General features: G+C 50.8%; 23 protein-coding genes. 13 read left to right on the top strand and 10 right to left on the bottom strand.

The window, feature by feature from the left end; genetic code table 11:
• Nucleotides 1-9 precede the first annotated feature (9 nt).
• Nucleotides 10-510 (bottom strand): peptidylprolyl isomerase, encoded by a 501-nt coding sequence (locus CR46_RS0111915; RefSeq protein ID WP_030073142.1) that lies wholly within the window; start codon nucleotides 508-510, stop codon nucleotides 10-12.
• 156 nt (nucleotides 511-666) lie between these two features.
• On the opposite strand from CR46_RS0111915, the gene CR46_RS0111905 reads away from it, so the two are divergent.
• From CR46_RS0111905 to CR46_RS0111860, 10 genes are all read left to right on the top strand, one after another.
• Complete coding sequence (locus CR46_RS0111905) at nucleotides 667-2346, top strand: glutamine--tRNA ligase/YqeY domain fusion protein (protein ID WP_030073140.1); 1680 nt, start codon at nucleotides 667-669, stop codon at nucleotides 2344-2346.
• Nucleotides 2347-2357: 11 nt separating this feature from the next.
• The gene (gene cysS, locus CR46_RS0111900) at nucleotides 2358-3749 is read left to right on the top strand and encodes a cysteine--tRNA ligase (protein WP_030073138.1); all 1392 of its coding nucleotides are present in this window, start codon (nucleotides 2358-2360) and stop codon (nucleotides 3747-3749) included.
• 153 nt (nucleotides 3750-3902) lie between these two features.
• The gene (gene osmF / locus CR46_RS0111895; RefSeq protein ID WP_030073136.1) at nucleotides 3903-4811 is read left to right on the top strand and encodes a glycine betaine ABC transporter substrate-binding protein OsmF; all 909 of its coding nucleotides are present in this window, start codon (nucleotides 3903-3905) and stop codon (nucleotides 4809-4811) included.
• A 3-nt stretch (nucleotides 4812-4814) separates the two neighbouring features.
• A complete protein-coding gene (locus tag CR46_RS0111890) occupies nucleotides 4815-6008 on the top strand; it encodes an ABC transporter permease (protein ID WP_030073134.1) in 1194 nt (397 codons plus the stop codon).
• On the top strand, nucleotides 6005-6961 hold the full coding sequence (locus tag CR46_RS0111885; protein ID WP_030073132.1) for an ABC transporter ATP-binding protein: 957 nt from the start codon (nucleotides 6005-6007) through the stop codon (nucleotides 6959-6961). The genes CR46_RS0111890 and CR46_RS0111885 overlap by 4 nt, the downstream gene beginning before the upstream one ends.
• 32 nt (nucleotides 6962-6993) lie before the next feature.
• Nucleotides 6994-7734, top strand: a complete 741-nt coding sequence (locus tag CR46_RS0111880) for an ABC transporter permease (protein WP_035536629.1) — start codon at nucleotides 6994-6996, stop codon at nucleotides 7732-7734.
• A gap of 163 nt (nucleotides 7735-7897) precedes the next feature.
• Nucleotides 7898-9100 (top strand): thiamine pyrophosphate-dependent dehydrogenase E1 component subunit alpha, encoded by a 1203-nt coding sequence (locus CR46_RS0111875; RefSeq protein WP_030073128.1) that lies wholly within the window; start codon nucleotides 7898-7900, stop codon nucleotides 9098-9100.
• Between the two features lies 1 nt (nucleotide 9101).
• Nucleotides 9102-10079, top strand: coding sequence for an alpha-ketoacid dehydrogenase subunit beta (locus CR46_RS0111870; RefSeq protein ID WP_030073126.1), 978 nt, complete (start codon nucleotides 9102-9104; stop codon nucleotides 10077-10079).
• Nucleotides 10080-10096: 17 nt separating this feature from the next.
• Nucleotides 10097-11344, top strand: a complete 1248-nt coding sequence (locus CR46_RS0111865) for a 2-oxo acid dehydrogenase subunit E2 (protein WP_030073124.1) — start codon at nucleotides 10097-10099, stop codon at nucleotides 11342-11344.
• A gap of 78 nt (nucleotides 11345-11422) precedes the next feature.
• Entirely contained in the window at nucleotides 11423-13288 is a 1866-nt protein-coding gene (locus CR46_RS0111860) for a serine/threonine protein kinase (protein ID WP_030073123.1), read from the top strand.
• On the opposite strand, the gene CR46_RS0111855 is transcribed toward CR46_RS0111860, so the two are convergent.
• From CR46_RS0111855 to CR46_RS0111835, 5 genes are all read right to left on the bottom strand, one after another.
• Nucleotides 13262-13882 (bottom strand): ABC-type transport auxiliary lipoprotein family protein, encoded by a 621-nt coding sequence (locus CR46_RS0111855; RefSeq protein ID WP_030073122.1) that lies wholly within the window; start codon nucleotides 13880-13882, stop codon nucleotides 13262-13264. The two genes, CR46_RS0111860 and CR46_RS0111855, sit on opposite strands and share 27 nt — an antisense overlap.
• Nucleotides 13879-14820 carry an MlaD family protein gene (locus CR46_RS0111850; RefSeq protein WP_030073120.1) on the bottom strand — a complete coding sequence of 314 codons (942 nt, stop codon included), beginning with the start codon at nucleotides 14818-14820 and terminating at the stop codon, nucleotides 13879-13881. The genes CR46_RS0111855 and CR46_RS0111850 overlap by 4 nt, the downstream gene beginning before the upstream one ends.
• 7 nt (nucleotides 14821-14827) lie before the next feature.
• Complete coding sequence (locus tag CR46_RS0111845; RefSeq protein ID WP_030073118.1) at nucleotides 14828-15652, bottom strand: ABC transporter ATP-binding protein; 825 nt, start codon at nucleotides 15650-15652, stop codon at nucleotides 14828-14830.
• A complete protein-coding gene (locus tag CR46_RS0111840) occupies nucleotides 15646-16755 on the bottom strand; it encodes an MlaE family ABC transporter permease (RefSeq protein WP_030073116.1) in 1110 nt (369 codons plus the stop codon). Before CR46_RS0111840 ends, CR46_RS0111845 begins: the two co-directional genes overlap by 7 nt.
• A gap of 97 nt (nucleotides 16756-16852) precedes the next feature.
• Nucleotides 16853-18553: a SulP family inorganic anion transporter gene (locus CR46_RS0111835; RefSeq protein ID WP_030073114.1), complete on the bottom strand. Its 1701-nt coding sequence runs from the start codon at nucleotides 18551-18553 to the stop codon at nucleotides 16853-16855.
• Between the two features lie 241 nt (nucleotides 18554-18794).
• On the opposite strand from CR46_RS0111835, the gene CR46_RS0111830 reads away from it, so the two are divergent.
• Nucleotides 18795-20450 (top strand): methyl-accepting chemotaxis protein, encoded by a 1656-nt coding sequence (locus CR46_RS0111830; RefSeq protein ID WP_030073112.1) that lies wholly within the window; start codon nucleotides 18795-18797, stop codon nucleotides 20448-20450.
• Here the strand turns inward: CR46_RS0111830 and rarD are convergent.
• Nucleotides 20421-21329, bottom strand: a complete 909-nt coding sequence (gene rarD / locus CR46_RS0111825) for an EamA family transporter RarD (protein WP_030073111.1) — start codon at nucleotides 21327-21329, stop codon at nucleotides 20421-20423. The genes CR46_RS0111830 and rarD overlap by 30 nt on opposite strands.
• Before the next feature lie 72 nt (nucleotides 21330-21401).
• Between rarD and CR46_RS0111820 the strand changes: the two genes are divergently transcribed.
• Both CR46_RS0111820 and CR46_RS0111815 read left to right on the top strand, forming a co-directional pair.
• The gene (locus CR46_RS0111820) at nucleotides 21402-22217 is read left to right on the top strand and encodes an amidohydrolase (protein ID WP_030073110.1); all 816 of its coding nucleotides are present in this window, start codon (nucleotides 21402-21404) and stop codon (nucleotides 22215-22217) included.
• The gene (locus CR46_RS0111815; protein ID WP_030073109.1) at nucleotides 22217-22921 is read left to right on the top strand and encodes a pseudouridine synthase; all 705 of its coding nucleotides are present in this window, start codon (nucleotides 22217-22219) and stop codon (nucleotides 22919-22921) included. Before CR46_RS0111820 ends, CR46_RS0111815 begins: the two co-directional genes overlap by 1 nt.
• Before the next feature lie 172 nt (nucleotides 22922-23093).
• Here CR46_RS0111815 and CR46_RS0111810 read toward each other — a convergent pair whose 3' ends face one another.
• The 3 genes from CR46_RS0111810 to CR46_RS0111800 are packed head-to-tail and all read right to left on the bottom strand — an operon-like array spanning nucleotide 23094 to nucleotide 26834.
• Complete coding sequence (locus CR46_RS0111810; protein ID WP_030073107.1) at nucleotides 23094-24692, bottom strand: ABC transporter ATP-binding protein; 1599 nt, start codon at nucleotides 24690-24692, stop codon at nucleotides 23094-23096.
• Entirely contained in the window at nucleotides 24685-25758 is a 1074-nt protein-coding gene (locus CR46_RS0111805) for an ABC transporter permease (protein ID WP_030073104.1), read from the bottom strand. The genes CR46_RS0111810 and CR46_RS0111805 overlap by 8 nt, the downstream gene beginning before the upstream one ends.
• A 2-nt stretch (nucleotides 25759-25760) precedes the next feature.
• Complete coding sequence (locus tag CR46_RS0111800) at nucleotides 25761-26834, bottom strand: microcin C ABC transporter permease YejB (RefSeq protein WP_030073102.1); 1074 nt, start codon at nucleotides 26832-26834, stop codon at nucleotides 25761-25763.
• Between the last annotated feature and the right edge of the window lie 73 nt (nucleotides 26835-26907).

The following is a 26907-nucleotide window of genomic DNA, read 5'->3' as shown; positions in this document are numbered from 1 at the left end:
TTCCTAAAATTAGTCGGTTTCTTTTACGTAAGCGCGCTCAATGATGACATCGTCAGCAGGTACGTCGGCGTGCATGCCGCGTCGGGTAGTGCTGACACCACGAATGGCGTCTACGACGTCCATACCCTCGACAACTTCTCCAAACACTGCGTAGCCCCAACCTTGAAGGCTTTTACCGCTATGGTTCAAGAAGCTATTGTTGCCAACATTGATAAAAAATTGCGCGGTAGCAGAGTGAGGATCTTGGGTGCGCGCCATCGCAAGTGTGCCAACGGTGTTTTGTAATCCATTGTCGGCTTCGTTTTCGATTGGGTCCCGTGTTGGCTTTTGGTTGAACTCTTGATCGAAACCGCCGCCTTGCACCATGAAACCATCGATAACACGATGAAACAGAGTGCCATCATAAAAACCATCACGGACATATTGCTCAAAGTTAGCGGCAGTTATCGGCGCTTTCTCGTGATTAAGCGCAATAGTGATGTCACCGTGGTTGGTCTGTAATACGATCATAAATAAATTCCTGTTCAATAAAGGCGTTCGCCTTGGCGCTGTGCATCGGCGTCACGTTATAATAGCGGTTTTGCTTGGCACCGCGAAGCGCAAACCCTAATAGCGTAGGCATTGGTTGCCTAGTACGCCATCCACCATGAGGTTATCAACACCACCATGACCAACGAGACCACCCCAGCGCCGAACTTCATTCGCAACCAAGTACGCGACGAGATAGAGGGCGGCCAGGTCACCAAAATTGTGACGCGCTTTCCCCCTGAACCCAACGGTTTTTTGCATATTGGACATGCAAAATCGATCTGTTTGAACTTCGGGTTGGCGGAACAGCTAGGGGGTGACTGTCATCTACGCTTCGATGATACCAACCCAGCGAAGGAAGAGCAGGCATATATCGACGCGATTAAGGAAGACGTTAGCTGGTTAGGCTTTCAATGGGCAGGACCTGTGCGTTTTGCGTCAGATTACTTTGACCAGCTTTATGCCTGGGCACAGCACCTGATCCGCGAAGATAAAGCCTATGTTGATGATCTTTCACCGGATGAAATTCGTGAATACCGCGGCACGCTTACGGCACCAGGTAAGCCAAGCCCCTACCGCGAGCGTAGTGTAGATGAAAATCTAGACTTGCTTGAGCGCATGCGTAACGGTGAGTTTGGTGAAGGTGAAAAAGTGCTTCGGGCTAAAATTGATATGGCGTCGCCCAATATCAATCTTCGCGACCCGATCCTTTATCGTATTCGCCACGCAAGCCACCATCAAACAGGCGATAAGTGGAAAATATACCCGTCGTATGATTTTACCCACGGCCAGTCGGATGCCATTGAAGGCATAACGCACTCCATTTGTACGCTGGAGTTTGAAGACCACCGTCCGCTTTACGAGTGGTTTTTGAATAACTTGCCAGTCCCCGCTAAGCCGCGCCAAATCGAGTTTGCTCGACTTAATTTGGATTACACCCTCACGTCGAAGCGTAAGTTAAAGCTGCTGGTTGATGAACAGATCGTCGATGGCTGGGACGACCCGCGTATGCCAACCATTTCAGGTATGCGTCGTCGCGGTTATACCCCAGCATCTATTCGCAAGTTCTGTGAGATGATTGGCGTTACTCGCGCCGATGGTGGCTTGGTGGATATTGCCATGCTAACCCATGCGATTCGCTCAGATCTTGAGGACAATGCGCCGCGGGCAATGTGCGTATTGAACCCCCTTAAGGTGGTTCTGACTAACGTCCCTGAAGATCATGAAGAAGTATATGACGTGCCTGGTCACCCCGCACGTGAAGATATGGCTGTGCGTAAAGTGCCATTTAGTCGCGAGCTGTACATTGACCAAGACGACTTTATGGAAGACGCACCCAAAAAGTTCTTTCGTTTAGCGCCCGGCAAAGAAGTTCGCCTGCGTAACAGCTATGTGATTCGCTGTGATGACGTTGTTAAGAACGAAGCCGGAGATGTAACAGAGCTGCACTGTTCAGTTGATTTCGATACTCTGGGCAAAAATCCGGAAGGCCGTAAAGTGAAAGGCGTGATTCACTGGGTGAGTGCAGCCCATGGTGTACCGATGGAAGTGCGCCTGTATGACAATTTATTCACGGTTGAACAGCCGGACCGTGATAAAGATGTCGACTTCCTTGAACACTTAAATCCAGACTCTTTGACGGTGTGCCACGCTATTGGTGAGCCAAGCTTAGCGAATGCTGCTCCAGAAGACCGTTTTCAGTTTGAGCGGGTGGGCTATTTCTGTGCTGACCGTCATGCGTCTAAGCCAGGGCAACTAGTGTTTAATCGTACCGTTGGGTTGAAAGATAGCTGGGCGAAAATCAAACAGAAGGGCTAAGGAATCGTCATATGCACATTTATAATACGCTGACACGTCGCAAAGAACCGTTTACTCCGCTAGTGGCGGGTAAAGTCAGCATGTATGTCTGCGGCATGACGGTGTATGACTACTGTCACCTTGGCCACGCGCGGGTGATGGTGGCTTTTGATGTGATAACTCGCTACCTGCGTCATCGTGGCTATGATGTTACTTATGTGCGTAACATCACTGATATCGACGATAAAATCCTCAAGCGGGCCGAGGAAAATGGCGAATCCATTAGTGAGCTTACCGAGCGTATGATCCAGGCGATGCATGAAGACGAAGCACGTCTTAATGTATTGCCGCCAAGCCATGAGCCAAGGGCGACGGGGCATATCGACGATATCATTGCCATGATTGAGACGCTGATTGAAAAAGGCTTTGCCTATGCCGCGAGTAATGGTGATGTGTATTACCGCGTTCGCAAGTTCGCTGATTACGGCAAATTGAATAATCGCCAACTGGATGATATGCGCTCGGGTGCCCGGGTTGAGGTTGATGTTCATAAAGAAGACCCGCTCGATTTTGTGCTTTGGAAAGCCGCAAAACCGGGCGAAGCTCACTGGCACTCCCCCTGGGGCGATGGCCGACCAGGGTGGCACATTGAGTGCTCGGCTATGTCGACGTGCTGCTTAGGCGATACTTTCGATATTCATGGAGGTGGGCCTGACCTTACATTTCCACATCACGAAAACGAAATTGCCCAATCAGAGGCCGCGACTGGTAAAACCTACGTTAACACCTGGATGCATGCTGGGGCTGTGCGGGTTAACCAGGAAAAAATGTCAAAGTCGCTGGGTAACTTTTTTACCATCCGTGATGTACTTGCTGAGCATGATCCGGAAGTGGTGCGCTACTTGCTGGTCGCTAGCCACTACCGCAGCCCCATTAACTATTCAGTCGATTCTCTCCATGAGGCTCGTAAATCACTGACACGTTTTTATACCGCTCTTGAAGGTGTCGAGGCGTTTAATGGGCTAAGCAGCGACAGTGGTGGATATGCCGAACGTTTCGCAACGGCAATGGACGATGACTTCAATACGCCTGAGGCGTTAGCGGTATTATTCGACTTGGCTCGGGAGCTTAATCGTGCCAAGAGTGAATCGCCCGAGAAAGCACAGGGTTTAGCGGTTGAGTTAAAGCGCTTGGCAAGTGTATTGGGGCTTTTGCAGCAGGTTCCGCAAACCTTTTTAAAGGGAGCGCAGCAGCAGGTGGCGCTGAGCGACGCTGACATTGAAGCTAAGATAGCGCAGCGCAAGGAAGCGAAAGTAAGCAAAGACTTTGCTCAAGCAGATGCTATTCGTGACGAGTTAGCGGGCATGGGCATTATTTTGAAAGATTCCCGTGAGGGAACAACGTGGGTAATTGAAGCGCCTTAAGCGTTATCAATGTTAAGCGTGTTATTCAAGACGAGTATCATCAAATAAAGCACCGTAGACGTTAGGCGCCGTTAATAGGGCGTCTGACGTCAGCGTTATTGGCTCTTATACTAAGATGATACTTTCAAGACGCTAAATAATAGGATGACCACTATGCGCTTTATTTTAAAACCGACCATTGTCACTTGCTTATTCGCCTTTGCTGTCTCAACCGCTTATGCAAGAGACCCTGTTGTCGTGTCTTCTAAAATCGACACTGAAGGTGCCGTGCTGGGTGAGCTGATTATTCAAACGCTGGAACGAGGTGGCGTGGATACGGAAGACCGCCTACAGCTAGGTGGCACCAGTGTTGTGCGAAGTGCGCTTGAGGCTGGAGAGATTGACCTTTATCCTGAGTATACTGGTAACGGTGCTTTCTTTTTTGATATGACCGATAGCCCAGTTTGGAATAACGCTGATGATGCTTATCAGACTGTGCGGGAGCGTGACGCAGAGCGAGGGTTAGTATGGCTAAAGCCTGCCAGTGCTAATAACACGTGGGCGATGAGTGTTCGTGAAGACGTGGCTAACGCTAACGACTTAACGACTCTTGATGACCTTGCCAACTACGTTAATAAAGGCGGTGAATTTAAATTCGCGGCGAGTGCAGAATTTGTAGAGTCTGCTCAGGCATTACCTGCATTCCAGGATGCCTACGGTTTCGAGCTTAGCGATGACCAATTACTCGTGCTCTCCGGAGGTAACACGGCGGCGACTATGCGTGCTGCTGCCCAACAAACGAGCGGTGTTAATGGTGCCATGACCTATGGAACCGATGGTGGCTTGAGTGCTCTGGGGCTAGTTGTTTTAGAAGATAGTCAGGGTGTTCAGCCGGTATATCAGCCGTCGCCAGTGGTGCGTGCCGAGGTGCTGGATGCCTACCCTGAGATTGAGACGCTACTCAATGACGTATTTGCAACGCTTGACCTTGAGACGTTGCAAACGTTGAACGCTGATGTAGCGGTGAATGGTTTCTCTCCTGATCAAGTCGCAAGCGACTATCTTGATAGCCTGGATGACTAATGAATGTCACAGATAGACGCCTTGCCATTGCCATCCCGTCAGTATGGGCATTTAAATTCAGTACTGATATGTTTAAGTGCTGCTATGTTAGGTGCTTCTTGGCTATTAAGTCTTGTTAGTATCGCGCCCAATAGAATTGTAGCGGGTACCTCTTATGGACTAGTGCCCGCGGTTGGGTGGCCCGGCGCGCTGCTTGTCTCCTTGCTATTTATCGCTATGGGCGGCTTGGCTATTAGGCCAAGTCGTCTTCACTACTACGCTCAGTTATGCATTGTCATCCTTACCCTGCTATTGATGCCGTTTGGGCTTATGGTGGCAGGTCACTGGCTGATTGATCCGGCTATGCCGCAAGCGCGTTTAGGTATTGGTGGTGCCTATTGGGTCGTGCTTTTTTTGCTTTTGTTGTGCTTGGTGGAGCTACGCCTACGCTTGGGGTTGTCGCGTCTTTGGACCACCTTATTGCTGGGCAGCGTAGCGGGCGCATGGCTGGTTTGTGCGGTGTTATGGCTTGATAGATTAGCCCTAGTGCAGGAATTTCAGGCGCGAGACCAGCAGTTTTATGATGCCATGCTGCAACATGTGTTGCTGGTCGGTACGGCGGTTAGCGTTAGTGTGGTGATAGGCTTAGTTCTCGCTATGCTTATGCGACGCTACCAAGGGCTGCAACGAACAGCTTTTGGCCTGCTAAATTTCCTGCAAACAATTCCGAGCTTAGCCTTGTTTGGTTTATTGCTAGCCCCCCTTGCCTGGTTAGCCGCCAACGTGCCTTTTTTAGCACAATTAGGCGTCAGTGGTATTGGCACTACCCCCGCGCTAATTGCGCTAATTGCCTACAGCTTATTGCCTATGGTGCGTAATACCTATATTGCGCTTGATGAGGTAGATCCTGACGTTCTAGAGGCAGCAAAGGCGATGGGGATGCGTGCCCGTCAGCGCTTCTGGCAGGTGAGGTTTCCGCTGGCGCTGCCAATACTGCTAGAAGGCGTGCGGATTACGGCCGTGCAAGCGATTGGATTAACTGCCGTTGCCGCGTTGATAGGGGCAGGTGGACTAGGTACGTTTATCTTTCAAGGGTTGGGTCAAGCGGCCATGGATATGGTGCTGTTAGGTGCACTACCTATTTTAGTGATGGCTCTTATTGTAGATGCTAGTTTAGGGGCATTAGCCGACGCGCTACGCCCTGGAGAACATGAATGATAGAACTTTCCCATGTGTCAAAGCACTTTGGAGAAGACACAGCGGTTGACGATATATCCTTACACGTCGCGAAAGGAAAGTTCTGTGCGCTGGTAGGAACATCTGGCTGCGGAAAATCAACAACGCTACGTATGCTCAATCGCTTGATTGAGCATACTAGCGGCGACATTATCATCGACGGCCAATCAATAGAGCATTATGACCCGGTTAAGCTTCGTCGTCGTATTGGTTATGTGATCCAGAGTACCGGCCTATTTCCCCATTGGAACGTAGCTCGTAATATTGGGCTGGTGCCGCGTTTACTTAAATGGTCGGCCGCTGATGTCAATGCCCGTGTCGAAGAGCTCATGCGTTTATTAGGCCTCCCCACGCACGAATTTGCCCATAAGTACCCTCACCAGCTCTCTGGTGGACAGGCGCAACGCGTTGGCGTTGCCCGTGCATTGGCGGCAGATCCCGATATTTTGTTGATGGATGAGCCTTTTGGGGCGCTAGACCCCATTACCAGAGAAAAGCTTCAAGATGAGCTGGCAAAGCTGCAGGCGCGGCTACATAAAACGGTGCTGTTCGTAACTCACGATATGGATGAAGCGCTAAAGCTTGCTGATCATCTCGTCGTGATGCGTGAAGGCCGTATTGTTCAGCAGGGGACGCCGCTGGAACTGCTTCAAACCCCTGTCGACCCGTTTGTGGAGTCCTTACTAGGAGGGTTGGAGCGTGGTTTAAAGCAGGCAGCATTAACCCGTGTGAAAGATCATATGTCATCGCTTGGACAGTCTTTGCCCGCTCAGTCACGCATTCCCGCCGATTTTTCATTGCGCCAAGCGCTTTCTATGATGCTGCGTGATCATTGCGATAGGTTAACAGTGGTTGATCAACAAGATATGCCAATTGGTGAGCTATCTCTGCGTAAGATTGTGAAAGAGGCTCAGCTTGTTGGTAAGCCATCGTGATGCGTAGCGGCTTTCGTGGTAACCCGCCAATAATGACTGGATCTCCATGGCTCTGGCCTGCTGGGTGGGCGCTCCTACTGATGGCAGGCATCTGGGGGATGCCGATGCTAGAACCCAGTTTTCGTTGGTTAGAGCCCGAAGCGCGTCAAGTTATATACTCTCGCGCTGATTTTATTTCACTGCTGACTAGGCATGTGTTTGTTGTAGGAATAGCGGCTATTGTCACGATAAGTGTGGGGGTCTTGGCAGGCATCGCGGTAACGAGGCAGTGGGGGCAAGACTTCTTACCTCTCGTCGGGCAGGTAGCCTCGCTTGGGCAGACATTTCCGCCTGTGGCTGTGCTTGCGTTAGCGGTTCCTATTTTGGGCTTTGGCACCATTCCTATTATCGTGGCGTTAACTCTCTATGGCTTATTGCCCATTGTGCGAAACACGCTAGCAGGACTGCAAGATGTCGATGCCAGCCTTAAACAAGCGGCGATTGCCATGGGAATGACATCGTGGCAAGTGTTAACCCGCGTTGAACTACCGCTTGCTGCGCCTGTCATTTTGGCCGGCATTCGCACATCGGTCACTATTAACATTGCCACAGCAGCGTTAGGAGCGACAGTTGGGGCTAGTAACTTAGGTGACCCCATTATTGCGGGTATCGTTAATAGTAATGTGGCCTACGTCGTTCAAGGTGCAATACTGATTGCATTACTCGCGTTGGCAGTGGATAGCCTGTTTGAGGCAATCCAACAGCGTTTGCGCATGCGTCTCTCTGCGTCTTAAGTTGTATCCCTAAAAGTAGCGTACTGCGTTACTGTCCTTGTGTTGCGTTGATCGAGGTGGCACTAACCTCGTAAGGCTTGACCTATGCTAGATAAATCCACTGGCACAAATGGTCAACACCAACAACACTGCCCTCAAAAGGGGTAATACAAGGATAATAAACATGACAAAGTACGTACATCAGCCGCTCTTTATGACCGGCGACGAATTCTCAATAGCTACCTTCAGCCTGCTCGATCCAGAGGGTGAGCTTTATGAAGGTGCCAAAGAGCCAGACCTCCCACGTGATCATGCTCGACGGCTCTATCAAGCCATGCTGGGCACCCGCATCTTAGATGAGCGTATGATGGCTGCCCAACGCCAGGGGCGGCTTAGTTTTTATATGCAAAGTACGGGAGAAGAAGCCGCCGTTGTTGGTGCAGCGGCTGCGTTAGACGATGCCGATATGATCATGGCGCAATATCGCGAGCAAGGCGCACTAATGTACCGCGGCTTCACCATTGATGAGTTCATGAATCAGCTATTCGGCAATGAGCTGGATTACGGCAAAGGCCGTCAAATGCCGATTCATTATGGTTCGCGCAAACTGCACTACATGACTATCTCTTCGCCGCTTGCAACGCAGATTCCCCAGGCGACAGGTTACGCTTACGGTCAAAAACTAGCGGGTGATGGGCACTGTACCTTAACGTTTTTTGGTGAAGGCGCTGCCTCTGAAGGGGATTTTCATGCCGCACTGAATATGGCGTCCGTTCATCAAGTGCCGGTGATTTTTTTCTGCCGTAACAATGGCTATGCCATTTCGACGCCTTCTAACGAGCAGTTTGCCGCTGACGGCATTGCCCCCAGAGCATTTGGCTACCACATGCACGTTATTCGTGTGGATGGCAACGATGCGTTAGCGGTCTATGAAGCGACACGTCAAGCGCGCAAGATTGCCGTTGAGCAGAATCAGCCGGTACTCATTGAAGCAATGTCTTATCGGCTTGCTGCCCACTCTTCTTCTGATGATCCTTCGGGTTACCGGGCTAAGAGTGAAGAAGAAGCTTGGCGCTTAAAAGACCCCATACTGCGCATGCAAAAGTGGCTAACAAAAAAAGGTTGGTGGAGTGACGAGGAGGAAGCCAGCGAACAGGAAACGCTGCGCCGAGAAGTATTGGACACCATGAAACGGGCAGAAAAACGCTCTCCACCCTCCCTGGACTCGCTGATTACTGATGTCTACGCCGACATAACCCCAGAGCTACAGCGTCAATACGACCAACTTAAGCGTCATATTCGTCGCTACCCAGACGCCTATCCGCGTGGCGCGCGGTCGCTAGACCTTGAGGTGAACACGTCCACAGAATCCCAGGGGGAGGCGTAATATGCCCACTATGAATATGCTGCAGGCGATTAATAATGCCCTTGATATCGCCATGGCTGAAGATGAAAAAGTTATCTGTTTTGGTGAAGACGTGGGCGTCTTTGGTGGTGTTTTCCGTGCCACTAGCCATTTGCAGGAAAAGTACGGTAAAGCGCGCTGCTTTAACACGCCGCTGGTAGAACAAGGCATTATTGGTTTTGCCAATGGGTTGGCGGCCCAAGGCTCAGTGCCCGTTGCTGAAATACAGTTTGCCGACTACATTTTTCCCGCCTTTGATCAAATCGTTAATGAGTCAGCGAAATTTCGCTACCGCTCTGGAGATTTATTCAATGTGGGTGGATTAACTATCCGCACACCCTATGGCGGTGGCATCGCAGGTGGTCTCTATCATTCACAATCACCAGAAGCTTACTTCACACATACACCTGGCTTAAAAGTTGTAGTGCCGCGCAACCCCTACCAAGCGAAAGGGTTACTACTTGCCGCAATTCGTGACCCAGATCCGGTACTTTTCCTAGAACCTAAACGCCTATACCGTGCCTCGGTGGGTGAGGTGCCCCAAGAAGATTATCAGCTTCCTATTGGTGAAGCGGAGGTCATCAAAGAAGGTACGGATATCACCCTGGTAGGCTGGGGGGCGCAAATGGAAGTCATTGGCAAAGCCGTTGAGCTCGCTGAAGAGCAGGGCATTGCCTGTGAAGTGATTGATCTGCGTTCGCTACTGCCTTGGGACGCCGATACCGTTGTTGAGTCTGTGTTAAAAACAGGACGTTTGGTCGTTAGTCATGAAGCGCCGTTAACGGGGGGCTTCGCGGGTGAGATCGCTGCGACAATTCAAGAGCGCTGTTTTCTCTACCTGGAATCGCCGATTACTCGGGTAACGGGATTAGATACGCCTTTCCCGCTAGTGCTGGAAAAAGAGTATCTGCCCGATCATCTGAAAATTTTTGAAGCGATTCGCGAAAGCGTTAACTTTTGACGCCAGGGAGAAAAATAATGAGCGATTTTATGCTGCCGGATATTGGCGAAGGCATTGTCGAGTGTGAAGTGGTGGAGTGGCGCGTTGCGGAAGGTGATCGGATTGAGGAAGATCAGCCAATTGTTGAAGTGATGACCGACAAAGCGCTAGTGGAAATTACCGCTCCCGAAGCAGGCGTTGTTACCAAACTGTATGTTGCCCAAGGGCAAATTGCTAAAGTCCACGCACCACTGTATGCCTACCAAGCAGAAAACGACACGCAAGAAGCGGGCACGACGGATCAAGCTAATGAGCCGCAAACACCCGAAACTGTCACGGTTGATAGTTCACCCAAGGTAAGTGAGCCAACCACTGTGGCGACCAGCACTAGCACCACTTGGACGAGTGCTGGCAAGGTGCCTGCCAGCCCAGCCGTGCGGCGTCTTGTGCGTGAACATCAACTTGAGTTAAGCGCCATTGCTGGCAGTGGGAAAGATGGCCGGGTATTAAAAGAAGACGTGCTGGCGCACCTGAATCAACCTTCCAAAGCCCCTGCCCAAGCATCATCTCAAGTAACCCAGCCGCCTAGGGTTGAACCGCTTCGCGGTGTACGCGCGGTGATGGCGAAAAGAATGGTTGAGGCAGCCAGCTCTATTCCGCATTTTCACTATGGCGAAGAGATTGATGTGACCGATCTGCTGGCATTGCGCGAGCGCCTAAAGCCACGGGTAGAGGCTCTTGGTGAGAGGCTAACACTCATGCCTTTTTTTATGAAAGCCATGGCGCTTGCGGTAAATGAGACGCCGATCATCAATGCTCAACTAAATGCGGAAGCTAATGAGCTGCACTACTACGAACAGTGCAATATTGGCATGGCAGTAGATAGCAAAGCCGGTTTGCTGGTGCCTAATGTGAAAAGTGTTGAGCGCCTAACGCTGCTGGAAATTGCTCGTGAAGTGGGTCGTTTGACCATTGCAGCACGAGAAGGGCGTGTCGATCAGGCGGATCTCAAAGGGGGCACCATTAGTATTTCTAACATTGGTGCGCTTGGCGGAACCTATGCGGCGCCTATCATCAATGCGCCGGAAGCGGCGATAGTGGCCATTGGTAAAACTCAATGGTTACCGCGCTTTGACGAGCAAGGTGAGGTTCAGCGGCGGGCGATCATGACCATTACCTGGGCAGGCGATCACCGCTTTATTGATGGCGGTACCATCGCCCGGTTCTGCAATGCCTGGAAAGGCTACCTGGAAGCGCCTGAAACCATGCTGCTGCACTTGGGGTAAGGTTGTCAGAAGTTGAGCACTCATAGGTTAAATAGCCAGAGGTTAAATAGCCAGAGGTTGGTGAGAAAGGAATGAGAAATGTCTCAGGCACCGCTCCAGCAGTTTTATATACCAGAAGAGCAGTCGGTATACCTGCTAAGCCATCACGATGCCCGTAAGCTTAAAGACTGGGTAGCACTGTGTCAGGCACAGCTCGCCCAGTTGGGCTACACGGGAATTGAGCTGGTTGGTAAAGGTGCCTATGGCTTTGTATTTGCGGGCAGTGCACAACAGCAGGGTGTGCCTGCCCACTACGTGTTCAAATTCTCACGCATTACGCTACCTACTCATTTACAAGAACGCCTCGAAGAGGAGGCGTTTATGCTTGATCAGGTTTCCCACCCCCGCATACCAAAGTTAGTGGCTTATCAACGTTCCCGCGGTCAGTCGATTCTGGTGATGGAGCGTGCGCCTGGCTGGAACCTTGAGCAGGTGTCGCTGAAAGAAGGACGTCTTTCTCCTCGTTTGGTGGTCCACATTGCCAACCAGTTAGCCGATATTCTCTCAGCGTTGCGCCGAGAGTCAGGCCCTAATGCGCGCCCTGTGGTGCATGGCGACATCAAACCCTCAAATCTGGTATTTGATCCTGCTACTGAGTCCATTGCATTAATTGACTGGGGCTCATCTGTGTTTGCCCAGTTAGATGAAAAGCTCCAGTTTGTTGGGGCAAATGTGATGGAGTTGATGTCCGATAATCTGCAGCAAACCAACGCCCGGCTGGGCGATGTCTACTTTATTGGTGAAGAGCAGCTCAATGGAGCGCTATCATCGCCCCGCTTCGATGAGCAAGGGGCTGCAGGAACGCTATATGCATTAGCTTCGGCGCAATCTTGCCGTTTTGGTCATCGTGCTATTCCCGCTAGTTCGTTGGGGCTACCCTTAGAATTTGCCCGTACCCTGGATGGCATGCTTGATCCTGATCCCCGCATACGCCATAAAGCAGGAGATCACTATTTACAGGCAATGTCCCGGATGGCAAAGGTGGTGATGTTAGATTTACCCATCCCACCACAAGTGCCGCTAGTGCCAGTCTGGGGCCGGCCGGCACATCAAGAAATTGATACAGTGGTGTACAGTTCTCGGAAGGCGTTTTTGCGCGAAGCTAACGCCGAAGAGACGCTAAATGATGTCAATGATGTGCAGCTAGACCGTTATTACAAACAGTTTATGCAGGGCATGGGGGAAACCGAAAAGGCTTTTTTGGCCTCGGTGAGTCGTTTAGGAAAATACCCGGTTGTAGGTGGCTTAGCCGTGCGCTGGGAGCGGGAAGGCGTGTATATCGACTCGTCGCTGAACCTGCATGACCCGGCGTTAAAACCGGCGTTTATTCAAGCGGTCAATAATATGGTTCATTTAGCACGTGCTATTCACCGCCAAGGGGTGTTTAAAAGCTGCTTATTTAATGCGCGACAAACGCTGCATTTAGAGCGTGCGAGTGTAGAAGAACCTTTTAATTGTGAGCCTGGCACGGCTATTGACTATGAGCTGAGCGCGGTTCCGGAAATGGAAGACCGCACCCGCCAGCATAGTTACTTTGAAGACGGCCCTGATCCAGAAGAGCTACTTGTCCTGCCTGACACTATTATGCACATACTGCAACGGCTGAATGAGATTCATCACACCGGCATGATTATTTTTGAGGCACTGCCGAAGCATCTTAAAATCCATAGCTATTATCGACTTCTAGACCCTAGCCGAGAGTCAGAGTTTCGTGCCTTGCTGGCGCGAATGCTGGCGTCGGTAAGTCAGATAGAAGGGCTGGGAGTCTCCGGCTTTATGAAAATGCCTTATAAGGATACGCGATTTTTTACCCATCTAGAGCGTCAACCTGAGCACTTTTATCCTAAAGACCCGCGTGATTTTTTAAGAAGGACGCCGTCAATCGGCGGTTCTCAGATCGCTTGATTGTGCCACGAGCCATGCCGAAAGCTGCTCTGCTAGCATGTCGCTTGCGTTCCCAAACGCATTCACAACATCCGGTATTTCTGTACTTTCCGCACGGGTGCGGATAACAAAACTGCTCGCTGCTAGCGGTTTTCGCTGCTGTGTCGTTAACAACTGTACATCTAGCTGGAGATGAACACTTGGTGGAGAGGTGTCGTACTCACTTTGAAAATGGCGCAGCTCGCTCAGTAGAAGTACATCGTGGGGCAATCGGTCGCTACTCACACCAGTGAATAGCTGGCGCTGCTGCAGGTCAGAAATTAAGCGTGCTTGAAGCATTTCAGGGGCGTCTTCATGCCAGCGTACACCCTCATAGACATTAACTACATTGCCTTCTGGATATACCACAATACGGTTGCTGTTAAGCAAGTGGCCTGCCCCCGGGGTAGCAATGCCTAGTCTTACAGGGAAGGTGGCGGCCGTGTGTTCAGACAGCGTGGCAGCCGATGGCAGCCGATAGAGCGTTGCAGGATTACTTTCGGGCAGTATTGAACAGCCTGTGTTTAATAACAGCACCGCTAATGTGATGCTACCCAACGTTATGCGCAAACTCATGGACGAAACTCCTCTATCTGATCCCGGCCCAAGAAAAAGTCCGCGGGGCTCTCCTCAAGCTGACGAGTAATGCGGTCAAGATTAGTAAGTGTAGAGCGCAGGGCTGAAAGCGCCGGGGCTATGTCTTGTGCCCCCTGTAGCGTACTGTCGACAGCGCCGGCATTGTCGTTAACGAGCTGTTCAATTCGTCGGGCGGCGCTGGCGACATCACGACTGGCGCTTTCAGCGCTTTGCATCATTTGCTGACCATCTTGTCGCAATAGCAGGGTCGCCTCTTGGCTGAGGGTGTCGATGCTTGCTAGCGTAGCGGTTGCTTGGCGTGATACCTCACCAAACAGAGCCATATTTTGATCAAGCGCTGTCTGTTGCGACGCGATCATCTCAGTGATTTGCGCAATACTCGTTAAAATAGTGCCAGCTTGTTCGCGATTGCCGTCATTAAAGAGTTCATTAACGTTTTGCAGAATAGCATTGATGTTTTGAATCACTGCTTCACCTTCATCAAACAGCGTAGCGATAGGCGAAGGATCAGCACTAATAAATGGTGCAAACTCGTCAGTTTGATTTATCAAACGCGGGCTTTCGGGTGTGCCACCATATAGCTGAACTGACATACTGCCGGTAATGCTGGCAAACGCTAGCTTGGCACGGGTATCTGTTTTGACGGGGGTGTCTTCATAGACACGCACGCTGGCAATCACTTGGCGGGGGTCGTCAGGATTCAGCGTCAGTTCGGTGACATCGCCAACTTCAATACCGTTGTACTGCACCTTACTGCCAATCGATAAACCACTGACATTGCGCTCAAACAGTATCCGGTAGGGTTGGTAATCGCGTTCCCCAGCGGCGTAGCTCATCCACAGCGCAAACAGCAGTGCTGCTGCGGCAGATAATAGGGTAAATAACCCTATAACGACGTGATGGGCACGGGTTTCCATTGTTAACTTACTCCTTTAAACCGGCCGTTGATGCGTTAGTGGCGTATTGAGCGGCACGTCCGCGAGGTCCATTAAAGTAGGCTTGCACCCACTCATCGTCAGTATTAGCGACATTTTCAAGCGTATCTGCTACTAACACGCGTTTCTGAGAAAGCACGGCGACTCGGTCGCAGGTAGCATAAAGCGTATCTAAATCGTGGGTAACTAAAAAAACGCTAAAGCCTAACGCGTCGCGCAGCGTAACTAATAGCTGATCAAAGGCGGCAGCACCGATAGGGTCAAGACCCGCTGTTGGCTCATCAAGAAACAAAATATCGGGATCAAGCGCCAGCGCTCTTGCGAGTGCTGCACGTTTTACCATGCCGCCAGAAAGAGACTCAGGAAACTGAAGCGCTGCCTTGGTGGGCAGCCCAACTAATGAGAGTTTGATGCGTGCGAGGTATTCTGCATCTTTTCGCGACAGTTTGGCGTGTTCAATCAGTGGCAGGGCGACATTTTCTTGTAAATTTAGCGAGCTAAATAATGCGCCGCGTTGAAACAGCACGCCAAAACGGCGTTCTATCTGGCTACGTTGCTCATTGTTTAACTCACTAAGGCGGTTACCCAGTACATCAATCGTACCTCCGTTTGGGCGCTTTAAGCCCACAATGCTTCTTAACAGCACAGACTTGCCGGTTCCTGAGCCGCCCACTACACCGAGAATCTCCCCCCGCTTTAACGACAAGTCGAGGTCGTCATGAACCACCACCGGGCCAAAGCGATTGATTAACCCTTCAACATGGATAACGGTTTGGTCATTTTGTGCGTGCTGAGTATGTGTCGTTGTCACCATCCCAGCTCCATAAAAAACAGTGCAGCTAGCGCATCAATAAGGATGACCATAAAAATGGATTGCACGACGCTTGAGGTAGTGTGGGCACCAACCGATTGCGCGCTACCGCTAACTTTAAAGCCTTCTAGACACCCAATGACGGCAATAACAAACGCAAACACGGGTGCTTTGCTGAGGCCTACCAAGAAATGGTTGACGGATACATCTTTTTGTAGCGTGGTCATAAACTGGCTAATCGAGATATCCAACGAAAGCGTAGCCACCATGGCCCCGCCTATGAGTCCGCTGAGCATTCCCACGAACGCGAGCAGCGGCAGGCTAATCAGTAGGGCGATGACTCGGGGAAGTACTAAAAGCTCTATAGGATCAAGCCCTTGAGTTTGAAGCGCATCAATTTCTTCATTAGATTTCATGGCTCCAAGTTGGGCGGTAAAGGCACTGGCAGTGCGGCCTGCTAACAAAATTGCCGCGAGCAACACACCAAATTCACGTAAAAAAGAGAAAGCCACTAAATCAATTGTGTAGACCGTGGCACCAAAGTCTTGAAGCACGGTAGCACCCAGAAAAGCCACTACCGCGCCCACCATAAAGGTCAGCAGCGCAACAATCGGTACTGCATTTAGCCCGCTTGAATGAATGTGTGCCACTGTCGCAGTGAAACGCCAGCGATGAGGGCGAAGTAGTAAAGAAAATAGTGTTGCTAGCACAAGCCCAATAAACGCTAATAGCTGGCGCTGTTGCGACCATAACCCCATCATTTGCTGGCCAACTGTTGCCAATGCATCGGTTATTCGATTGTGCTTAGGGGGTGTGACATCGAGAGACGTCTCCATCGCCTCAGCAACCCGCACTAAAAGCGCCTGCTGTTTTTTAGGTAATGAGCTTTCTGCTTGCTGTTTGGCGTTTTCGATGCCCAATAGCTCAACGATTAACGCGGCACCCGCTGTGTCGAGTTGGGTAATACCTTCCAAAGAGATCGTGAAATTGTTGGCAGTATTTCTATGCTGTGCCACTAACGATTTAAGCGCCTGATAATGAACAAGGGTCCACTCATGCTGGAGCGATAGAGTGCCACTGTCGCGTGTTATCCATTCGTTTGGCATCCTTGCTCCTCATCGTCATTCACAATAGTGAAAACACTATGATGCATTCAAACAAGCGTTAGTTAAAGTTGCATCAACAAACCTAGGCAAATCAACTCTATGAAAATTCGCGCCAAGCCGCATAAGTGCTAAGAAAAACGCGCCCAGTCAGAGCGTCTAAAAAATCGCTTTTTTTAAGCTGGTCCATGACGGGACCTTTCACTTCGGATAGGTGTAGTTTTACATCGGAATCTTTTAAACGGGCGTTGATGGCATCCAGGCTCTCAAGCGCAGACGCATCAATTAAATTAACGGCTGAACAAATAAGGACGACGTGCTCAAGTTCTGGATAACTGGCAACTAAATTATAGACGGTATCCTCAAGATAGCGGGCGTTAGCAAAATAGAGACTTTCATCGATTCGCAGTAGAGCCACATTATTGACGGTTTCAACATCATGACGTTCTGTATTACGGAAGTGCTCAGTGTCCGGCACTCGGCCTACCAGTGCGCTATGAGGGCGACTAGTGCGGTACAAAAATAACGCGATAGAGAGGCTTACGCCGCCAATGATCCCGGCTTCTACTCCTTCAACCAGTGTCAGTAGAATTGTGACAGCCATCGCGGCGAAATCACTGCGAGAGTAGCGCCACGTTTGGCGCAGCATGGGGACATCGACCAGGGTCAAAATAGATACGGTGATGGTTGCCGCTAACGTTGCAATCGGTAGGTAGTAGAGCCAGCCGGTAAAGGTCAGCGTTACTATGCCGATCCCGAGTGCTGCAAAGGCACCAGCAGCAGGTGTCTGTGCACCTGCATCATAGTTGATGACCGTGCGCGAAAGGCCACCGGTGACTGGCATCCCACTGGTAAACCCAGCCGCTAGATTGGCGGCACCTAAGCCAATCAGCTCTTGATTGGGAGAAATACGCTGGCGCCTTTTCGCGGCCAACATTTGCCCCATGGAGACAGACTCTACAAACCCTACCAGGCTGATAAGCAGTGCTGGAATCAGCAGTGCGCGCCAGAGTGAAGCATCACCCCACGGAAGGCTCAGCGCAGGCAAACCACTGGGTATCGTGCCGACAACAGCAACGCCTTGATCGGCCAACTGCCAATGCCAGGTCACCAGGGTGGTGATAACAACCGCAAAGACAGGCCCAGCTTTGGTAATTAAATCAGCAAGCGTTTTAGACAAGCCAATGGCACGAAGGCTTTGCTTACCAAAACGACGCACAATGACGAGAAACAATAGTGTGCCAACACCGATAGCAAAGGTGTAAGGGTTTACAGTGGAGAGATTAGGCAGGAGTGTCATGATGCGTTCGATTAACGTAAAGCCACTACTAGAGACGCCCATTAGGCTGCCCAACTGGCTGACGGCAATAAGAATGCCGGACGCTGTTAAAAAGCCAGAGATAACCGGATGACTTAAAAAATTGCTAAAAAAGCCCATCTTCAGTGCGCCCATCGCAACCAGTAGGCCGCCAGAAAGTAACGAAAGCACCAGCGCAGCTTGTAAATACTCAGGGCTACCGGGCATGGCGACAGAAGAGAGCGCAGCACCCGTCATTAATGCAATGATGGCCACCGGACCAACGGCCAAAGTGCGGCTTGTACCTAACAAGGTGTACAGCAGTTGAGGCAAGATGCTGGCATACAAGCCTACAACTGCAGGTAAACCCGCAAGTAGGGCATAGGCTAACGACTGAGGAATTACCATTGCAGTTACGATGAGTCCCGCTACTACATCGGCTCCTAACAGGCGCTTATGGTAGTGGGGCAACCATGTAAGAATAGGAAAATAGCGCTTAAACATAAGCTCCTGGCGTCAGCCTTATCTTTTAGAGTAGTTGAAACCGCCAGTTTAACGCGTTGCACAGCATCTGACGGCTTTTGCTTTCTATCTTGGGTTTAGGCTACAGAGAGGTTCTCCCCCGAAAGTGCTACTTCATTAATTAGTGTAAACCGCTAATCTGGTTCAAAAGCAGCGCCTGGCTCTTTCGATCCATGTTGATCCACCGCTCAATAACGTCAAATAAAAAAGAGTACACCTTCACATGCGACTATTTCGGCTGTTAGTGCCTCTAATATTGCTTAGCGTTTCTGCCTGGATGATCTCTCACCCTGGTGCGCTATCTTATATTGCACTTCTTCTGGCGACGGGGGCTGGAGCGAGCTTGATGCTCGTTCCAATCACAACGGTTTATTCAGCCGATCAAGCGCGTTTAATCAAACCTATTCACGGTCCAAAGCCCATTCGTGATTATGGCTCGCTTCGGTCGATGGCTTATCGATTAATGAATCGAGCTAGTAGCACGGCAATTGCATCGGCAGAGGTATCTCACTATGCCGACCTCATGGCCCAGCGGCTTGCCAAACAGGAAACCATGGCCAGTGAGGCCTCATCGAGCATGAGTGCCATTAATACTGCCATTATGCAGGTGAGCGCCAGTGCTTCTCAGGTTGCTTCACTTGCGGAAAGTGCCCGTCAGGCAAGCCATCACAATCATGATGAGTTGGCCGATATCATCCATGATATGAGCGATGTTGCGGAAGGTTCTAATCAGGCGCTTGAGATGCTATCTGCGTTAAATGACAAAATCGAGCGTGTGCGCAATGTCACCTCCATGATAGAGGGTATTGCTGAACAGACCCACCTGCTATCGCTAAATGCTTCCATTGAAGCGGCACGGGCGGGCGAACATGGCCGTGGTTTTGCTGTTGTCGCGGGTGAAGTACGCAATTTGGCACTGAAGACCTCAACGGCAACGCAAAGCGTCGATGAACTTGTAAAAGATATGCATCAAAGCGGGCAAAGTGTTGTTAGTACAATGGGAGCGCTAATGAGCCGGGTTCGGGAGCGTTCTCAAGGGATGCAGAAGGTCGGCAGTAGCCTAGCTACTATTACCGAGCAGTTCGATCACGTTGAGCAGGAAATTACTAGCGTCGCAGAAGCCATGGAAAGTACTAAAACGCATAGCCAAACGGTTGCCGATAGCCTTCGCCAGCTGGAAGATGATGTTGATGAGGGCAATCGCGATATGCGCGATTTAGCCCAGCAAGCTAGGGCGTTAATGGAGGCTGCAGAAGGGGTTGATGGCGAGTTGGCACAGCAGCGTTTACAGGGGCGGCACCAGCACGTATTTAGCGCTGCTCGCCAAGCAGCTGACCGTATTGGTAAATTGTTTGAGAAAGCGATTGCCTCCGGTGAGTTATCAGAAACGTCGCTGTTTCAACCTGAGTACAGGGTCATGCCAGGGACACAGCCACCGCTTTACCACACCGGCTTTGATACGTTCACAGACCAACGGCTACCCAGTTTACAAGAACCTTTACTTATTGGGCATGGGTTAAGTTACGCTATTGCCTGTGACCGTAATGGGTATGTGCCTACTCACAATGCTGCTGTCAGCCGCGAGCCTACCGGTGATTACGATCACGACCTCAAGTATTGCCGCAGCAAACGCATTTTTGATGACCCAACTGGTAGCCGTTGCGGCGCCCACGAGAAACCGCTGCTGCTACAAACCTACAAGCGAGATACTGGCGAAATTATGCACGATCTTTCGGTGCCTATTTACATTCATGGTAAACATTGGGGAGGCTTTCGCGTGGGTTATCAGCCTGAGCAGTCAGCCGATACCAGTGTCTCAGCTGTTGAAAAACAAGTAGTGTCAGAAGCCTCAAATAGCCGCCTTTTGGCGCGGACGTGACTGCCAAGAGGACCAAGAATACAGTGCTAAGCCTGTCCAGATCATTGCAAAGGTAATTAACTGGATGAGTCCTAGAGGCTCATCGAAAATAATAATCGCAATTAAAAATTGAATGCTGGGGTTGATGTACATTAGAAATCCCAGCGTTGCCAGCCGCAGGCGTCGTGCTGCTCCAGCAAAGGCCATCAATGGTAGGGCGGTTAACACGCCACTAATCATTAGCAATACGCTCATCGGCACATCAGATATAAAGTGAGACTCCCCCTGCCAGCTGAGCCACGTGAGCGCTATTAAGGCTAGTGGAAAAAGCAACAGTGTCTCTACGAATAGGCCTGAGAGCCCATCGAGTGGCACCTGCTTGCGAAATAATCCGTAGCTACCAAAGCTGAGAGCAAGCGCCAGGCTGATCCAAGGCAGCTCCCCAAGCATAACGAACTGTATTGCAATTGCTAAACTTGCCAAGCCAAGGGCGATTAGCTGGAGGCGTGCCATTACTTCACGTAGCACCAACACACCTAAGGCAACGTTGACCAGTGGGGTTAAAAAGTAGCCTAAACTGGCTTGTAATACCTGCTTACTTTCGACAGCGTAGATATAGAGCCCCCAATTAAAGGCAATTAGTAGCGCGCAAGCGAGCACGCGCCCTAAGCGCTTAGGCTCAATAAGGGCTGCGATTACTGGTGGCCACCGGCGTAAAAGGCTGATTAGGCCTACCAGGAAAATACACGACCACAGGATCCTGTGTGTCAGGATTTCAAACGCGGGAATGCCGTCAAAAAGAGCGAAAAATAGCGGAAAACAGCCCCACATGGTGTAAGCAGTTAAGCCAAACATAACGCCCTTAACCGCTTCAGGATCCCTTGATGCAGGTGAAAGCATAGCAGCCTCATTAATTAAAAATGCTAATCTAGCACACTATTGACGAACACACTGATGCAAAGGAGACATGGCATGAGCCAACTGAAAACGAGCTTAGTGCAGTGCGATTTGCGCTGGGAAGATCCTCAGGCCAACCATGCGCATCTTGAACGGCTATTGGGCGAGTTAGATAGTCGCGATACCGATTTAATTGTGTTGCCAGAAATGTTTGCGACTGGTTTCACCATGAACTCTCGGGAAATGGCCCAGCCCATGAACGCGAGCCAGAGCGTTGCCTGGTTACAGATGCAGGCCAAAGCGAGAGGCTGTGTCATGACCGGCAGTGTGGCAATTATGGATGGAGGTCAATACTACAACCGTATGGTATGGGCTACCCCCAGCGGCGACTTGCAGTACTACGATAAGCGCCATTTATTTCGTATGGCCGGAGAGCATGAACGCTATGGTATGGGCAACAGCCGGAAGATAGTTGAACTGAAAGGCTTCAGGCTGCTATTGAGCGTATGCTACGACCTGAGGTTTCCCGTTTGGATGCGCCAGCAGCCAGCAGAGGGCGAACATTTCGAGTATGATGCCGCGTTGTGTGTAGCGAACTGGCCTGCACCCCGGCGTCATCCTTGGCGCACGCTTTTACAAGCGCGTGCCGTTGAAAACCTAGTTTATGTAGTGGGTGTAAATCGCGTCGGTGAAGATGCCAAAGGACTCGCCTATAGCGGCGATTCCATGCTGGTCGATTTCAAAGGGGAACCGATGATCGACCACCCTGCAAACTCTCCGTTTATTGAAACGGGGACGCTAAATAAAACGGACCTAGATGCTTTTCGAGAAAAATTTCCTGCCTGGCAAGATGCCGACCGCTTTTCGCTTCTGCCAGGAGTGGGTCAATAATGCGCCTTGATCGCTTTTTGAGTGAAACAACCCCGTTGACGCGCAGCCTAGCAAAGCGTGCGTTAAAGAATGGCGAGGTGACCCTGAATGGCGAACCCATTAAGCAGTCTGCGACTCAAGTTGACACTCAGCACGATGAGGTGAAACTTAATGGTGAGACGCTAGCGCTAGTTGGGTTACGTTACCTGATGATGCATAAGCCGCTGGAAGTAGAGTGTACTGCCCGCCGAGGGCTCTACCCAAGGGTGATTGACCTAATTGATTTACCCAAAGTAGAGCGACTGCAGCCGGTAGGACGGTTGGATGTAGATACCACCGGCTTGTTATTGCTCACTGATGATGGCCAATGGTCCCATCGTGTTACCTCGCCGCGCCATCGCTGCGCCAAGGTGTATATAGCCGAGTTGGCGGAACCTATGGAAGGTGAGGCTGCTCAGTGGGCGATTAACCAAGTCGCGGAAGGGGTTCTTCTCGACGGCGAGGAAACGCCAACGCAACCTGCCGTGCTAAGATTTATTACTCCACAGCAAGCAGAGCTGACGATCACTGAAGGTCGCTATCATCAAGTGAAACGCATGTTTGCTGCGTTGGGGAATCATGTCAATGCATTGCATCGCCAGTCGATTGGTGATGTAGCCTTACCAGATGATCTAGCGCCTGGTGAATGGCGGGAGCTAACGCCTGAAGAAATTGCCAGCTTCTAAACACACTTAGCGTCACTGCTAGTGGATAAAACGCCCCGGTCAGCACACCCGTGCCAAGGCCGGGGCGTTTTTATTATGAGTAATGAATTTTTATACCGTTATCTTGCTTCTGCGTTCATACGTGGCCAACTTGAAAAAGTTGCCGAGACAAACGTTTATGTTAACTAGGTAGCTAATGCAAGTGGGCAGCTTCTATCAACGCTTTGGTATAGGGATGCTGCGGCGCAGCGAGCACTTCCAGGCAGTCTCCTTGTTCTACTACCTCACCATCTTTTAACACCATAATGCGGTGGGCCATAGCGCGCACTACGGCAAGGTCGTGGCTAATAAATAGATAGCTTAGCTGGCGGCGTGCCTGAAGTTCGCGTAGCAGTGTGACCAGCTGCTTTTGCACTGTACGGTCTAATGCAGAGGTTGGTTCGTCGAGTACCAGTAACTCAGGCTCTAAGATAATTGCTCGGGCCACCGCTATGCGCTGGCGTTGGCCTCCCGAGAACTCATGAGGATAACGGGCAGCACAGCTTTCCGGTAGGCCCACTTCGCTCAGTGTGCGATGCACGTGCTCGGTGACTTCGGCATTGCTTAGGCTGGGGTAGTGAAACCGTAGGCCTTCACTGACAATATCAAACACTGGCATACGTGGGGAAAGCGCCCCGTATGGATCTTGAAAAACCATTTGCAGCCGATGGCGCTGGCGTCGAAGCGCGTCACCAGAGAGTTGGCTTAAGATGGCGCTGCCCAGTGTCACCTCGCCTTGGCTAGCGACTAAGCGCATAACCGCTGAAGCCAGCGTTGTTTTTCCAGAGCCTGATTCGCCAACAATGCCAAGCGTTTCGCCAGGGGCAATCGTTAAGTCGGTAGCTTTTAAGGCCTCAAATGGCGGCGGCTGACGCTGAAAAAGACCTGCCCTCGGGCGCTTGAAGCTCACGCTAAGCTGGCGTGTGATCAAAAGCGGCGTAGCGTCGGCAGGTTCATCAGGCCGTCCTTCTGGTTCGGCGGCAATGAGGGCTTTGGTGTAGTCGCTTTGGGGATTATTAAATACATCGGCAACGCTACCAGTTTCCTGGATTTTTCCTTGATACATGACACAAACACGGTCTGCATGGCGACGCACCAAGTTTAAGTCATGACTGATAAACAGTACGCCCATGCCGTGTTGATCACGGAGTTCTTTCAGCAGCGCTAAAATTTCTTGCTGAACGGTCACATCGAGTGCTGTAGTCGGCTCATCTGCAATCAATAGTGCCGGATTGTTGGCAATGGCCATGGCAATCATTACCCGCTGGCGCTGGCCGCCCGAAAGTTGATGTGGCCATGCGTCAAGCAGTTCGTCGGGGCGCGGTAGTTTGACGTGTTCTAATAGTACTTTGGCCCTGGAGCGTGCAGCGTTCCCGCTAAGGCCCTGGTGTAAACGCAGGGTTTCGCCAATTTGTTTGCCAATACGGTGCAGCGGGTTTAGCGATGTCATTGGCTCTTGAAAAATAAAACCTACCCGATTGCCGCGTATCCCGTTCCAATCTCGTTTGCCTAGCTGACTGAGATCCGTTTCTTCTAACCAACGTTGACCACTTACCGAGGCATTGTCCGGCAATAAATTAATCGCCCCTAGTGCCGAAACCGACTTTCCAGAGCCAGATTCCCCCACGATAGCGAGGGTTTCACCGGCATTGACGGTGAGCGAAAGGGAATCGACAACTACGTTGCCATCGAAGGAAACCGAAAACTCGTTCAAGCGCAGTAATGGTATAGCGCTGTTTGCGTGATTAGGCATGTTTGGTTTCCTGAACAGGTGACTGATGCTGCTTCACATGGCGTGGGTCGAAGGCGTCTCGTAATCCTTCACCAATAAACACCAACAGTGAGAGCATGATGGCAAGCGTCATAAACGCGGTGATGCCGAGCCACGGGGCGTGCAGGTTGTTTTTGCCCTGTGCTGCCAGTTCGCCCAGTGAAGGAGCTCCAGGCGGCAGGCCAAAGCCTAAGAAGTCCAGCGCAGTGAGCGTGCCAATGGCACCAGTGAACAGGAAAGGGATAAACGTCAGTGTGGCTACCATAGCGTTAGGTAAAACGTGCCGCCACATAATCAGCCTAGAAGGGAGCCCCATGGCCTTCGCTGCACGAACGTACTCAAGATTGCGTGCACGCAAAAACTCGGCGCGTACGATATCAACCAGCCCTAGCCACGAAAACAGTAACATTATCCCCAGTAACCACCAGAAGCCTGGCTGCACAAAACTAGCTAAAATAATCAGTAGAAATAGCACAGGTAACCCAGACCAGATTTCAGTGATGCGCTGGCCGATAAGGTCTACTTTTCCGCCGAAGTATCCCTGCACACCGCCTACCAGCACGCCCAGTACCAAAGAGCCGGCGGTGAGCACCAAGGCAAAAGCAACCGATAGTCGAAACCCGTAAATGACTCGCGCTAATACATCACGGCCCTGATCGTCGGTCCCCAGCCAATGGCGCCTATCTGGCGGTGCAGGCGAAGGTTGTGTCATCTGCATATCGAGGGTTTGATAGGAGTAGGGAACGATCGGCCAAAGCGCCCAACCGTGATCGCTAATTTGCTGTTGAACAAAGGGGTCTAAGTAGTCGGTACGAGTGGGTAAAAAGCCACCGAATTCGGTTTCCGGATAATCGACCAGTAACGGCACATACCACTGCCCATCATATTTCATTACAAGGGGCTTATCGTTGGCGATGAGTTCGGCAAATAAGCTGACAATAAACAGAACGCTAAACAGCCACAACGACACACGAGCGCGGCGATTGGCTTTAAATGCAGCCAGACGGCGTAACGTAATCGGTGAAAGACGCGAGCTAATAAATGTCATATTTATGACTCCCTCGACGCAAAATCAATGCGTGGGTCAACCCACACATAGGTCAAGTCGGATACTAGCTTGAGCAGCAGACCGATCACTGTATATAGAAATAGTGTTCCGAAAATGACGGGGTAATCACGCTGCATTACCGCCTCAAAACCTAACAAGCCGAGGCCATCCAAGGAAAAAATTACTTCGATGAGCAGTGCGCCAGTAAAGAAAATGCCAATCATTGCAGAGGGCAAGCCAGCAATGATAATTAGCATAGCGTTGCGGAAAACATGGCCATACAGAATACGCTGCTCGTCAGCACCTTTGGCTCGGGCTGTCAGTACGTACTGCTTATGAATTTCATCTAAAAAACTGTTTTTCGTCAGCATGGTGAGGGTGGCAAAACTGCCAATCGCAGCAGCCAGTACTGGCAGGGTGATATGCCAGAAGTAATCTTTAATTTTGCCCCATGCAGATAGCTCGGAGAAATCGGGTGATGTTAGGCCGCGAAGAGGAAACCAATCTAGGTAAGTACCCCCAGCAAATACAACAATAAGGAGGATGGCGAATAAAAAACCTGGGATGGCGTAGCCCACGATTACTAGACCTGAGGTCCAGACATCAAAGCGAGATCCATGTCGTAGTGCTTTGCTGATGCCTAACGGGATAGAAATGAGATAGACCAACAGCGTTGTCCATAAGCCTAGTGAAATAGACACGGGCAGGCGTTCGATCATTAGTTCAATGACCGGACGGTCGCGAAAAAAACTGGTGCCGAAATCGAAGGTGAGATAGTCCACCATCATGCCGATAAATCGTTCGTGAGCGGGTTTGTCAAAGCCAAACTGCTGCTCTAACTGCTCAATAAAGCGCGGATCAATCCCTCGTGCACCTCGAGAATCATCGCTAACTTGCACATCCGCACCACCCATATCCAGGCGTGTGCTTGCCATAGCATCCGCTCCTTCAAAGCGGGCTAGCATTTGATCAATGGGGCCTCCGGGGGCCGCTTGAACGATCATGAAGTTAAGCAGCATGATGCCGAACAGAGTCGGAATCATCAGTAGCAGTCGGCGTAAGGTGTAGCGTGCCACAGTGCGCTCCATGAGTAAGTGCAGGCCATGAAAAACGGCTAGCCAAGCGTTAGTGTAGATAAGCCATTAGTTA

This window comes from Vreelandella neptunia (assembly GCF_000712975.1).
In the GTDB taxonomy this organism is placed as follows: Bacteria; Pseudomonadota; Gammaproteobacteria; order Pseudomonadales; family Halomonadaceae; genus Vreelandella; species Vreelandella qaidamensis.
Note: the sequence above shows the minus strand (reverse complement) of the source record. Positions and strands in the feature narration are given on the sequence as shown.

Coding starts and splice junctions, on each gene's coding strand:
- CR46_RS0111915 (WP_030073142.1), bottom strand. CDS start 510: ATGATCGTATTACAGACCAACCACGGTGACATCACTATTGCGCTTAAT.
- osmF (WP_030073136.1), top strand. CDS start 3,903: ATGCGCTTTATTTTAAAACCGACCATTGTCACTTGCTTATTCGCCTTT.
- rarD (WP_030073111.1), bottom strand. CDS start 21,329: ATGCTTTCACCTGCATCAAGGGATCCTGAAGCGGTTAAGGGCGTTATG.
- CR46_RS0111815 (WP_030073109.1), top strand. CDS start 22,217: ATGCGCCTTGATCGCTTTTTGAGTGAAACAACCCCGTTGACGCGCAGC.
- CR46_RS0111850 (WP_030073120.1), bottom strand. CDS start 14,820: ATGGAAACCCGTGCCCATCACGTCGTTATAGGGTTATTTACCCTATTA.
- CR46_RS0111805 (WP_030073104.1), bottom strand. CDS start 25,758: ATGACATTTATTAGCTCGCGTCTTTCACCGATTACGTTACGCCGTCTG.
- cysS (WP_030073138.1), top strand. CDS start 2,358: ATGCACATTTATAATACGCTGACACGTCGCAAAGAACCGTTTACTCCG.
- CR46_RS0111860 (WP_030073123.1), top strand. CDS start 11,423: ATGTCTCAGGCACCGCTCCAGCAGTTTTATATACCAGAAGAGCAGTCG.
- CR46_RS0111810 (WP_030073107.1), bottom strand. CDS start 24,692: ATGCCTAATCACGCAAACAGCGCTATACCATTACTGCGCTTGAACGAG.
- CR46_RS0111835 (WP_030073114.1), bottom strand. CDS start 18,553: ATGTTTAAGCGCTATTTTCCTATTCTTACATGGTTGCCCCACTACCAT.
- CR46_RS0111845 (WP_030073118.1), bottom strand. CDS start 15,652: ATGGTGACAACGACACATACTCAGCACGCACAAAATGACCAAACCGTT.
- CR46_RS0111890 (WP_030073134.1), top strand. CDS start 4,815: ATGTCACAGATAGACGCCTTGCCATTGCCATCCCGTCAGTATGGGCAT.
- CR46_RS0111855 (WP_030073122.1), bottom strand. CDS start 13,882: ATGAGTTTGCGCATAACGTTGGGTAGCATCACATTAGCGGTGCTGTTA.
- CR46_RS0111830 (WP_030073112.1), top strand. CDS start 18,795: ATGCGACTATTTCGGCTGTTAGTGCCTCTAATATTGCTTAGCGTTTCT.
- CR46_RS0111880 (WP_035536629.1), top strand. CDS start 6,994: ATGACTGGATCTCCATGGCTCTGGCCTGCTGGGTGGGCGCTCCTACTG.
- CR46_RS0111885 (WP_030073132.1), top strand. CDS start 6,005: ATGATAGAACTTTCCCATGTGTCAAAGCACTTTGGAGAAGACACAGCG.
- CR46_RS0111820 (WP_030073110.1), top strand. CDS start 21,402: ATGAGCCAACTGAAAACGAGCTTAGTGCAGTGCGATTTGCGCTGGGAA.
- CR46_RS0111875 (WP_030073128.1), top strand. CDS start 7,898: ATGACAAAGTACGTACATCAGCCGCTCTTTATGACCGGCGACGAATTC.
- CR46_RS0111840 (WP_030073116.1), bottom strand. CDS start 16,755: ATGCCAAACGAATGGATAACACGCGACAGTGGCACTCTATCGCTCCAG.
- CR46_RS0111865 (WP_030073124.1), top strand. CDS start 10,097: ATGAGCGATTTTATGCTGCCGGATATTGGCGAAGGCATTGTCGAGTGT.
- CR46_RS0111870 (WP_030073126.1), top strand. CDS start 9,102: ATGCCCACTATGAATATGCTGCAGGCGATTAATAATGCCCTTGATATC.
- CR46_RS0111905 (WP_030073140.1), top strand. CDS start 667: ATGACCAACGAGACCACCCCAGCGCCGAACTTCATTCGCAACCAAGTA.